The following is an 11,347-nucleotide window of genomic DNA, read 5'->3' on the forward strand; positions in this document are numbered from 1 at the left end:
GTCAACTTCATACCTTTTTACAAATCAGCCATCGCTGCACTGCGATTCGGGAAGAATGTCAGACGTCCCGGAATCGGTTGAATACCGGCGCGAGCCATTGTACGCAGCGGCTGGAATTCTACATTACAAACGCGTAGTTCACATCCTTGCGGCAGGCGTTTCACAAAGCGCTGGAACGCATCAAGTCCCCCGGCATCCAGAACCGGCACCGCATCCCATTTCAAAATAACAACGCGCTTACCTTCAATGCGAGATTCTAAGTCAGTGAATAAACCTTCAGCCGCAGCGAAAAACAGCGGACCGATAACGCGCAATACCAGCACATCATCAGGAACATCTGCAGCTATCGGCGCCAGACGCGTCATGCGGGCGATGCGGCGCATAAACAGCAACGATGCCAGAACAATCCCCACGCTGATAGCGATAACCATATCAAACAGCACGGTTAACGACATACATAACAGCATGACGATAATGTCATCTTTCGGTGCATGGCGTAGCAAATCGATCACTTTATGCGCTTCACTCATATTCCACGCTACCATCAACAGCAGGGCAGCCATTGCAGAAAGTGGTAGCCAGGAGAGCAGCGGAGCCAGTACCAGCAGGGCGAGAATAACCAGAATAGAGTGAATCACCGCCGAGATAGGCGAGGTCGCACCGGCGCGAACGTTAGCGGCAGAACGAGCGATTGCAGCAGTAGCGGTGATGCCGCCAAAGAACGGGGCGATAATATTCCCTAGTCCCTGACCGACCAGTTCGCTGTTCGCTTTGTGCTTAGTTCCGGTCATACCATCCAGTACCACGGCACAGAGCAGAGATTCGATCGCTCCGAGCATTGCCATGGAAAATGCCGCAGGCAGCAGAGTACGAATGGAGTTCCAGCTTAGCGTGAATTCTGAATTAGGGAGGTCCCACGGCAGTACCAGTTGTGGCAGTAGTTGTGGGATCCCGTTACCCTGGGAACCATCGGCCAGTATGTAGTGGAATTGTGAACCGATAGTGGCAACGTGTCCGCCAAGCAGATTAACAATCCCCATGACCGCGCAACCCGCCAGCAATGCCGGAAGATGGCCCGGTAAACGAATGCCCAGGCGCGGCCAGAAAACCAGAACCCCAAGCGTTACGACCCCAATGGCCGCATCGCCCACGTTAATGGTCGGTAGCGCCATAAATAATGCCCCGACTTTCTGGAGATAATGTTCCGGGACATGGGCCATTTGCAGACCGAGAAAATCTTTAATCTGCATAGTACCGATGGTGATCCCGATACCCGAGGTGAAACCTAAGGTGACGGAAACCGGAATATACTCAATCAGGCGACCGAAGCGTGCCAGCCCCATCAGAATCAAAAAGATCCCTGACAGTAACGTCGCAACCAGGAGTCCTGCCAGGCCAAACTGTTGCGAAACGGGATAGAGAATGACCACAAATGCCGCAGTCGGACCGGAGACGCTAAAGCGCGACCCGCCTGTCAGAGCAATAACAATCCCCGCAACAGCGGCGGTATATAAACCGTACTGCGGAGCAACGCCACTGCCAATTGCCAACGCCATTGCCAGCGGGATAGCAATAATCCCGACGGTTATCCCGGCTATCAGGTCACGGGTAAAGCGTGCAGCGGTATATTTTTCTTTCCAGCAAGCGTCGATGAGAGCGCGGAAAGGCATCACATGTGGAGAGAATATTTTGTTCACAATAATGTTTCATCCGTGAGCGCATCATCTGTCAACTGAATGGCAGGTGAAGGAGACATAGGTCATACAAATGGATATTACAGACAAAAAAACCCGCCGCAGCGGGTCTTTGAGCCGGGTTCGATTAGTGTTCGAACATAGCAGAAATCGATTCTTCGTTGCTGATACGACGAATCGCTTCGGCCAGCATACCTGACAGAGTCAGAGTACGCACGTTCGGCAGTGATTTGATTTCATCGCTCAGCGGAATGGTATCGCAGACAACGACTTCATCAATTACAGAGTTACGCAGATTGTTCGCTGCATTGCCAGAGAAGATCGGGTGTGTCGCGTACGCAAATACACGTTTAGCACCACGTTCTTTCAGGGCTTCAGCAGCTTTACACAGCGTACCGCCAGTGTCGATCATGTCATCGACCAGTACGCAGTCACGACCTGCAACGTCACCGATGATATGCATCACCTGAGAAACGTTCGCACGTGGACGACGTTTATCGATGATTGCCATATCGGTATCGTTCAGTAGCTTAGCGATAGCGCGGGCACGCACAACGCCGCCGATGTCTGGAGAAACCACAATCGGGTTATCCAGATTCAGCTGCAGCATGTCTTCCAGCAGGATCGGGCTACCAAATACGTTATCAACAGGAACGTCGAAGAAACCCTGAATCTGCTCAGCGTGCAGATCCACAGTCAGCACACGGTCAACACCGACGCTGGAGAGGAAATCTGCAACCACTTTCGCAGTGATTGGTACACGAGCGGAGCGGACGCGGCGGTCCTGGCGCGCATAGCCAAAGTAGGGGATAACAGCGGTGATACGACCTGCGGAAGCACGACGCAGGGCATCAACCATAACGACTAATTCCATCAGGTTGTCGTTAGTAGGGGCACAAGTGGACTGGATGATGAAAATATCACCACCGCGTACATTTTCGTTGATTTGTACGCTGACTTCGCCGTCGCTAAAGCGACCTACAGCGGCGTCGCCGAGTGAAGTGTACAGGCGGTTGGCAATACGTTGTGCTAGTTCCGGGGTGGCGTTACCAGCAAAAAGCTTCATATCAGGCACGAGAAGAACCTCAGGCATGCGTCCATTGGTGGAAAGAATCTGCCGAAAACTGTGCGGGCCAGGCAGTACTCTTTCCAGGCGGTGTATTAAAGAGCGCGATGCAACGTCTGGAACAAGGTGACGTTGTCACCGAAACTCAGCTTGCCCGGCTTAAAGCATGGCTTTGTGCAATGGGGAAAGATTTGCACCTTTCGCCACAAAGGCATTGAGCCATTCCGGGACTTGCTCTAGCACCTGGCGGGCTTCAGACTCTGTATCAAATTCAGCAAAGACACAGGCCCCTGTCCCAGTCAGGCGCGACGGGGCGTATTCTAACAGCCAGGAAAGCGCCGCATCAACCTCGCGAAAACGTTTTCTTGCGATAACCTCGCAATCATTGCTGAATTCACATTTTAGCAACGTTTCTATTGACCTTTTTGGCGTGTTGCGGGGGAGTTCAGGATCTTTAAAAATCACTGGCGTAGGAATACTCACACCAGGGTGCGCTACCAGGTACCACTTCTCTGGCGGATTCGCCGGCGTTAAAATTTCGCCAACCCCTTCGGCAAAAGCAGCATGTCCGCGGACAAACACGGGTACATCCGCGCCCAGCGTCAGGCCGATTTCTGCCAGCTCATCAACGCTTAGCCCACACTGCCAGAGCTGATTCAGCGCCACCAGAACGGTGGCTGCATTAGACGAGCCGCCGCCCAGACCGCCGCCCATTGGCAAACGTTTTTCAATGCTGATATTTGCACCGCTTCCCGCCGGAAGTCGCCCGCTGGCAGCCGCTGTTTTCATCAGCAACCGCGCTGCTCGCACGATCAGGTTATCTTCATCCGCCACTCCCGCAACGGGTGTTAACAGGCGAATCTCTCCGTCGTAGCGAGGTTCAATACTGATAGTGTCGCCGTAATCAAGAAATTGAAATAACGTCTGCAGCGTGTGGTAACCGTCCGCACGCTGACCGGTAATGTATAAAAACAGATTGAGTTTTGCCGGAGAGGGCCACTGAGTCCGCATTATTTCACTATCCAGTTATCCATTTTTAATTTGATGCGCTGACCGCCTTCAGTCAGTTCCATATTGGCTGGCATTGCTGGTTGCGTTTTGGTGTCATAACCGCCGTACACAACTTTCCAGTTTTTGCCATTCTGGCTATAGGTAATTTCACTCAGACGATATTGATCGTCCAGTTTGTAGTCGGTCGCATCGCCGGGTAAACCCAGAATCCACTGCCGCAGACTGTTAAGCGGAATCGGCATTCCGGTGAGTTTGCCAATCATTTCTTCGGCGTCATCAGCGGTGTAACGCTGACCTTTATTGTCGACTAACTGTACATTACCCGGTTGCGCATTCAGCTCCAGCTCGGTGCTGCCCAATGGGTTAGTCAGCAGCAGACGGTAGCGATCCTGACCAGTTTGTTGCCAGAAGAAGCGGGCATACACTTTCTGCTGATCGGAAATATACGCAAATGCACCGCGCGTCTGATATTGATTAAGATTACGTACTTCTTGCTGATGCTGACGCCACTGTGGTGAATCCGGGCTTTTACCGGGACCTTTTGGCGTAGTAACGGAACAGGCGGTGAGCACAAGAGCCGCCAGCGGCAGCAGGTGGATAAGGCGAAATTCGGGCAGGGGCATAATGATGACAAGTCCTTGAGATTCGTTGCAGTTATAACTCTTAATGCTAGCGTTACCGCCCGCTATCGTCTATGTTCAAGTTGTCTTAATTACCAGAATCTAACGGGTTTAGGTAATTACTCCAAAAGGAGGCGCTCTCTTTTATTGATCTCGCGCATCCTGTATGATGCGAGCAGACTAACCCTATCAACGTTGGTATTATTTCCCGCAGACATGACCCTTTTAGCACTTGGTATCAACCATAAAACGGCACCTGTATCGCTGCGAGAACGTGTTTCGTTTTCGCCGGACAAGCTCGATGAGGCGCTGGACAGCCTGCTCGCGCAGCCGATGGTGCAGGGCGGCGTGGTGCTTTCAACGTGTAACCGCACAGAACTTTATCTTAGCGTTGAAGAGCAGGATAACCTGCAAGAGGCGCTGATTCGTTGGTTATGCGATTACCATAATCTCAACGAAGAAGATCTGCGCAACAGTCTCTACTGGCATCAGGATAACGACGCAGTCAGTCATTTGATGCGCGTAGCCAGTGGTCTGGATTCTCTGGTTCTTGGTGAACCGCAAATTCTTGGTCAGGTGAAAAAAGCCTTTGCTGATTCGCATAAAGGTCATCTGAACGCCAGTGCTCTGGAGCGCATGTTCCAGAAATCATTCTCTGTGGCGAAACGCGTCCGTACTGAAACGGATATTGGCGCCAGCGCCGTTTCTGTTGCGTTTGCCGCTTGTACGCTGGCGCGACAGATTTTTGAATCGCTTTCTACGGTCACAGTATTACTGGTTGGCGCGGGCGAAACCATCGAGCTGGTGGCGCGTCATCTGCGTGAACACAAAGTGCAGAAGATGATTATCGCCAACCGCACTCGCGAACGTGCGCAGATTCTGGCAGATGAAGTCGGTGCAGAAGTGATTGCCTTGAGTGATATTGATGAGCGTCTGCGTGAAGCCGATATCATCATTAGTTCCACCGCCAGCCCATTACCGATTATTGGTAAAGGTATGGTCGAGCGTGCCTTAAAAAGTCGTCGCAACCAACCGATGTTGCTGGTGGATATTGCCGTTCCGCGCGATGTTGAGCCGGAAGTCGGCAAACTGGCGAATGCCTACCTTTACAGCGTTGATGATCTACAAAGCATTATTTCGCACAACCTGGCGCAACGGAAAGCGGCTGCCGTGGAGGCGGAGACTATCGTCGCCCAGGAGGCCAGCGAATTTATGGCGTGGTTGCGTTCACAAAGCGCCAGTGAAACCATTCGCGAGTATCGCAGCCAGGCAGAACAGGTTCGTGATGAGTTAACCGCTAAAGCGCTAGCGGCCCTTGAACAGGGCGGTGATGCGCAAACCATTATGCAGGATCTGGCATGGAAACTGACTAACCGCCTGATCCATGCACCAACGAAATCACTTCAACAGGCCGCCCGTGACGGGGATAACGAACGCCTGAATATTCTGCGCGACAGCCTCGGGCTGGAGTAGCAGCACACCATTTTCTTTTTTTACAGGGTGCATTTACGCCTATGAAGCCTTCTATCGTTGCCAAACTGGAAGCCCTGCATGAACGCCATGAAGAAGTTCAGGCGCTGCTGGGTGATGCGCAAACCATCGCCGACCAGGATCGTTTTCGCGCGTTATCACGTGAATATGCGCAGTTAAGTGATGTTTCACGTTGTTTTACCGACTGGCAACAGGTTCAGGAAGATATCGAAACCGCACAGATGATGCTCGACGATCCTGAAATGCGTGAAATGGCGCAGGATGAACTGCGTGAAGCAAAAGAGAAAAGCGAACAACTGGAGCAACAGTTACAGGTTCTTCTGCTGCCGAAAGATCCTGATGACGAACGCGATGCTTTTCTTGAAGTACGCGCCGGAACCGGCGGTGATGAAGCCGCGCTGTTTGCTGGCGATCTGTTTCGGATGTACAGCCGCTATGCGGAAACTCGTCGCTGGCAGGTAGAAATTATGAGCGCCAGTGAAGGCGAACATGGTGGTTATAAAGAGATCATCGCCAAAATCAGCGGCGACGGTGTGTATGGCCGCCTGAAATTTGAATCTGGCGGTCATCGCGTGCAGCGTGTTCCGGCCACAGAATCACAGGGGCGTATTCACACTTCCGCCTGTACTGTCGCGGTGATGCCGGAACTGCCCGAAGCGGAACTGCCGGATATTAACCCGGCGGATTTGCGCATTGATACCTTCCGTTCTTCGGGAGCGGGGGGGCAGCACGTTAACACTACCGATTCGGCAATCCGTATTACTCACTTGCCGACCGGCATTGTTGTTGAGTGTCAGGATGAACGTTCGCAGCACAAAAACAAAGCTAAAGCGCTTTCAGTGCTGGGGGCACGTATTCATGCGGCAGAAATGGCGAAACGCCAGCAGGCGGAAGCATCTACCCGTCGTAACCTGTTGGGCAGCGGCGATCGCAGCGATCGTAACCGGACATACAACTTTCCGCAGGGGCGCGTCACCGATCACCGCATCAACCTGACGCTCTACCGACTGGATGAAGTGATGGAAGGTAAGCTGGATATGCTGATTGAGCCAATTGTCCAGGAACATCAGGCCGACCAACTGGCGGCATTGTCTGAGCAGGAATAATGGAATATCAACACTGGTTACGTGAAGCGATAAATCAACTTCAGTCGAGCGAGAGTCCGCGGCGCGACGCTGAAATTTTGCTGGAGCATGTTACCGGCAAAGGGCGTACCTGGATTCTCGCCTTTGGTGAAACGCAACTGACTGACGCTCAGCGTGAGCAACTGGACGTGTTGTTAGCCCGTCGTCGTGTCGGTGAACCTGTTGCCCATTTAACCGGTGTGCGTGAGTTCTGGTCGTTGCGGCTATTTGTTTCGTCAGCGACCTTAATTCCACGCCCGGATACTGAATGTCTGGTAGAACAGGCGCTGGCACGTTTGCCTGAGCAGCCTTGTCGCATTCTCGATCTCGGTACAGGCACCGGGGCGATTGCCCTGGCACTGGCCAGCGAGCGCACGGATTGTGATATTACGGCGGTTGATCGAATGCCGGATGCCGTCGAGCTTGCAAAGCGCAATGCCCGGCATCTGGCGATCAAAAATATCCACATTCTGCAAAGCGACTGGTTTAGCGCGCTTGTTGGGCAGCAGTTTGCAATGATTGTCAGTAATCCTCCGTACATTGATGAGCAAGACCCTCATCTTCAACAAGGCGATGTTCGCTTTGAGCCGTTGTCGGCGCTGGTTGCAGCGGATAGTGGAATGGCGGATATCGTACACATCATTGAACAGTCACGTAATGCGCTGGTATCCGGCGGATTTCTGCTACTGGAACACGGTTGGCAGCAGGGCGAAGCGGTGCGACAGGCATTTATTCGGGCGGGATATTGTGAAGTTGAAACCTGTCGTGACTACGGTGGTAACGAGCGCGTGACGCTTGGTCGCTATTATCGATGACAAGTCTCATCACGTTGCCAGGCGTTCATCTTATTAGCATCGTGCTTTCTGTTGGACTTCTGGCCCTGCGCTTCTGGCTACGTTATTCTGAGCATCCTCAAGCATGCGCTCGCTGGACCCGTATTGTACCGCCGGTTATTGACACGCTGTTATTGCTTAGCGGCATCGCGTTGATGGCTAAAGCGCACATCCTGCTATTTTCCGGGCAGGCTGAATGGCTGACTGAAAAGCTGTTTGGAGTTATCATTTACATCGTTTTGGGTTTTATTGCACTCGATTACCGTCGGGTGCACAGTCAGCAGGTGCGCATCATTGCCTTCCCGCTGGCGCTGGTGGTGCTGTACATCATCATTAAACTCGCCACCACAAAAGTACCGTTACTGGGGTAAGTCATGAGATCGTTAGCTGATTTCGAATTTAACAAAGCACCGTTGTGCGAAGGCATGATCCTGGCTTGCGAAGCAATTCGCCGCGATTTTCCCTCGCAAGATGTTTACGACGAACTGGAGCGTCTCGTTAGTCTGGCGAAGGAAGAAATTAGTCCGCTTCTGCCTTTAGAAGAGCAGATGGAAAAACTGATTGCGCTGTTTTACGGCGAGTGGGGGTTTAAAGCCTCGCGCGGGGTTTATCGTCTCTCCGATGCATTATGGCTGGACCAGGTGCTTAAAAATCGGCAGGGTAGTGCGGTATCATTAGGCGCTATTTTATTGTGGGTCGCTAACTGTCTCGATTTGCCTTTATTGCCGGTAATTTTCCCAACGCAGCTTATATTGCGCATTGAATGCCCGGACGGTGAAATCTGGCTGATTAACCCTTTCAACGGTGAATCATTAAGCGAGCATATGCTGGATGTATGGCTGAAGGGAAATATTAGCCCGTCCGCAGAGCTGTTTTATGAAGACCTTGATGAAGCCGATAATATTGAGGTAATCCGCAAATTGCTGGATACACTCAAAGCATCGCTGATGGAAGAAAATCAGATGGAGCTGGCGCTACGTACCAGCGAAGCTTTATTACAATTTAACCCGGAAGATCCGTATGAAATACGCGATCGCGGGTTGATTTACGCGCAACTGGATTGCGAACACGTTGCGCTGAATGACTTAAGTTATTTCGTTGAACAATGTCCAGAAGACCCGATCAGCGAAATGATTCGCGCGCAAATTAATAACATCGCGCATAAACATATTGTGCTGCATTAATTAATCGACATTTTACTCAAGATTAAGGCGATCCTATGAAACAAAAAGTGGTTAGCATTGGCGACATCAACGTAGCAAATGACCTGCCGTTTGTGCTGTTTGGCGGTATGAACGTGCTGGAGTCTCGCGATCTGGCGATGCGCATTTGCGAACACTACGTAACCGTGACCCAGAAACTGGGTATCCCTTACGTGTTCAAAGCCTCTTTTGACAAAGCCAACCGTTCCTCCATCCACTCTTATCGTGGGCCAGGACTGGAGGAAGGGATGAAAATCTTCCAGGAGCTGAAACAAACGTTTGGTGTGAAAATTATTACTGACGTTCACGAACCAAGCCAGGCGCAACCTGTTGCTGATGTGGTTGATGTGATCCAGCTTCCGGCGTTTCTGGCTCGCCAGACTGACCTGGTAGAAGCTATGGCTAAAACTGGCGCGGTAATTAACGTTAAGAAACCGCAGTTTGTCAGCCCGGGTCAGGTGGGTAACATCGTTGATAAATTCAAAGAAGGCGGCAACGAAAAAGTAATTCTTTGCGATCGTGGTGCTAACTTCGGCTACGACAACCTGGTTGTAGACATGCTGGGCTTTAGCGTGATGAAAAAAGTATCCGGTAACGCCCCGGTAATTTTCGACGTTACCCACGCGCTGCAATGTCGCGATCCGTTTGGCGCCGCTTCCGGCGGTCGTCGTGCGCAGGTTGCCGAACTGGCGCGCGCGGGGATGGCTGTGGGACTGGCAGGTCTGTTCATTGAAGCGCATCCCGACCCGGATCACGCGAAATGTGACGGCCCATCCGCGCTGCCATTAGCAAAACTGGAACCGTTCCTCAAGCAAATGAAAGCGATTGACGAACTGGTTAAAGGTTTCGAAGAGCTGGATACCAGCAAGTAATTTCTTGTTTTGAAATCAAAAGCCTTACCGCTATTTGGTAGGGCTTTTTTATGTCTGTCAGATACAGAAAGGCCGTAAGTTGTCATTACGGTAGCCTGATGTTCGTTTTCGCGTTACACGAACGTAGATCGGGGCCTTATTGCAGAGGAGATTAAGGCGAATATTAATGACCAGAAGGCGTTGCTGTAAGTTTACTGTTGTAACTCTGTACCAGGGAAAACAGTATTTGCGTTACATGCCCTGCAGATAATTGAGCGTTGTGGGTAAGCGCTGTTTGCATCGTGTGGATAAAGCGCCTGCTGGCTGCTAAAGAGAGCGTTTTAGCATTATTATTATCTCCGCCTGTTAATGGGCAGGTCATTTTACGATTCTTTTCTTGCACCCATAGTTGCCACTGATTTTTCCACCAGCCATGATACGTTATTCCCTGAAAATACCAGGGCGTATAAATGTCACTGTCATTTATCTCCTCTTCTACAAACCAAAGCTCCCCCTGCCGTTGGCGAAATTGCTCTGCCCAGGCAGTAATGGCTGCGCCTCTAAGAAAGCATTCATGCGAAATGACGTGTATCTTCACCTCTGGATAGAGGATACTCAGTAAACGAAAATGCCCGTGCGTAGCGATAACCGGACGCAGAATCGCACCTCTGGCATTGCGTTTGAGCACCGCACTTCCATACTGAATTTCATCGAACTGACTGCGGTTTAGAAATTGCGTATTGCGCATATCAACGCGTTGTACGATGTCACTATGATGCAAATCAGGCTCAACATGTCCTTTCCAGCAATAACGCAACGTTTCCCCGATCGGATGCTGAGTAAAATTAGTGGAGAGGTGAAGAATATTGCCACGCGCGGTATCAAAGGTGAGCAGAACATACAGTTTCTGGCCCGCGCTCTCTCCTTGAAAAGGCACAATAAGAGGAACCGTTTCAATTCGTTCTGGTGGTGCTATTTCTCTTTGTAAAAGCTGTTTGGGCGTCCAGACTTTTTTGCAGACGCGACACTGAACGCGCTGTGTTCCCTGTGGATTATGACCATAGCAAATAATTTCTTTGCTGTAACAGACGGGACAAAAAAGACCGGTTTTACAGGCATATGCAGTTAAGTATGCCGATAGCCAGTCACGAAATTGTTGCCCATCAAACAGGGGAGGGTAACTTCCACATGCCTGGCAGTGCAATGCTGGATATCCCAGCCTGTAGTCTGGCCAACTGTAATCAGCAGATGTTGGTAACCCTAAATTGCGACAACCAAACGTTTTGCAGGTATTAATTGTAAATAGTGTCGACATAAGCCACCAACGATTTCAAGAGGTCGTTGATTCTGCCCTGTAACTCTTGATAGGTAGTGTGAGCAGACTCACATAAAGAAACTTTTCAAAACGTAAAGTAACAAATCTTTATATAACTGAAAGGAACGGGTTATGAAGAT

11 protein-coding genes are annotated in these 11,347 nt (G+C 51.0%); 6 read left to right on the forward strand and 5 right to left on the reverse strand.

The genetic code is table 11. The features are described 5' to 3' along the window. Positions 1-17: 17 nt before the first annotated feature. The 4 genes from dauA to lolB all read right to left on the reverse strand — a co-directional run bounded on the left by dauA (position 18) and on the right by lolB (position 4,394). Positions 18-1,697, reverse strand: coding sequence for a C4-dicarboxylic acid transporter DauA (dauA, locus tag EA14781_RS09340; protein ID WP_001033324.1), 1,680 nt, complete (start codon positions 1,695-1,697; stop codon positions 18-20). A gap of 124 nt (positions 1,698-1,821) precedes the next feature. Beyond that, positions 1,822-2,769: a ribose-phosphate diphosphokinase gene (gene prs, locus EA14781_RS09345; protein ID WP_001298109.1), complete on the reverse strand. Its 948-nt coding sequence runs from the start codon at positions 2,767-2,769 to the stop codon at positions 1,822-1,824. 150 nt (positions 2,770-2,919) lie between these two features. Further along, positions 2,920-3,771: a 4-(cytidine 5'-diphospho)-2-C-methyl-D-erythritol kinase gene (ispE, locus tag EA14781_RS09350; protein ID WP_001260352.1), complete on the reverse strand. Its 852-nt coding sequence runs from the start codon at positions 3,769-3,771 to the stop codon at positions 2,920-2,922. Next, the gene (gene lolB / locus EA14781_RS09355; RefSeq protein WP_001130711.1) at positions 3,771-4,394 is read right to left on the reverse strand and encodes a lipoprotein insertase outer membrane protein LolB; all 624 of its coding nucleotides are present in this window, start codon (positions 4,392-4,394) and stop codon (positions 3,771-3,773) included. Before lolB ends, ispE begins: the two co-directional genes overlap by 1 nt. Before the next feature lie 213 nt (positions 4,395-4,607). Between lolB and hemA the strand changes: the two genes are divergently transcribed. From hemA to kdsA, 6 genes are read left to right on the forward strand one after another with little or no spacing between them, the layout of a single operon-like run. After that, entirely contained in the window at positions 4,608-5,864 is a 1,257-nt protein-coding gene (gene hemA, locus EA14781_RS09360) for a glutamyl-tRNA reductase (protein WP_002462052.1), read from the forward strand. Between the two features lie 41 nt (positions 5,865-5,905). Next, positions 5,906-6,988 (forward strand): peptide chain release factor 1, encoded by a 1,083-nt coding sequence (gene prfA / locus EA14781_RS09365; protein ID WP_000804712.1) that lies wholly within the window; start codon positions 5,906-5,908, stop codon positions 6,986-6,988. Continuing rightward, positions 6,988-7,821 carry a peptide chain release factor N(5)-glutamine methyltransferase gene (prmC, locus tag EA14781_RS09370; protein WP_000456445.1) on the forward strand — a complete coding sequence of 278 codons (834 nt, stop codon included), beginning with the start codon at positions 6,988-6,990 and terminating at the stop codon, positions 7,819-7,821. The genes prfA and prmC overlap by 1 nt, the downstream gene beginning before the upstream one ends. Then, positions 7,818-8,210, forward strand: coding sequence for an invasion regulator SirB2 (gene sirB2 / locus EA14781_RS09375; RefSeq protein WP_000202422.1), 393 nt, complete (start codon positions 7,818-7,820; stop codon positions 8,208-8,210). The genes prmC and sirB2 overlap by 4 nt, the downstream gene beginning before the upstream one ends. A 3-nt stretch (positions 8,211-8,213) precedes the next feature. Further along, positions 8,214-9,023: an invasion regulator SirB1 gene (gene sirB1, locus EA14781_RS09380; RefSeq protein ID WP_001257036.1), complete on the forward strand. Its 810-nt coding sequence runs from the start codon at positions 8,214-8,216 to the stop codon at positions 9,021-9,023. 35 nt (positions 9,024-9,058) lie between these two features. Next, the gene (gene kdsA / locus EA14781_RS09385; protein WP_000811072.1) at positions 9,059-9,913 is read left to right on the forward strand and encodes a 3-deoxy-8-phosphooctulonate synthase; all 855 of its coding nucleotides are present in this window, start codon (positions 9,059-9,061) and stop codon (positions 9,911-9,913) included. Positions 9,914-10,076: 163 nt separating this feature from the next. Here the strand turns inward: kdsA and EA14781_RS09390 are convergent, their stop codons facing one another. After that, positions 10,077-11,207: a hypothetical protein gene (locus tag EA14781_RS09390; protein ID WP_000105540.1), complete on the reverse strand. Its 1,131-nt coding sequence runs from the start codon at positions 11,205-11,207 to the stop codon at positions 10,077-10,079. Between the last annotated feature and the right edge of the window lie 140 nt (positions 11,208-11,347).

The organism is Escherichia albertii NBRC 107761 = DSM 17582 (assembly GCF_000759775.1).
Taxonomy (GTDB): domain Bacteria; phylum Pseudomonadota; class Gammaproteobacteria; order Enterobacterales; family Enterobacteriaceae; genus Escherichia; species Escherichia albertii.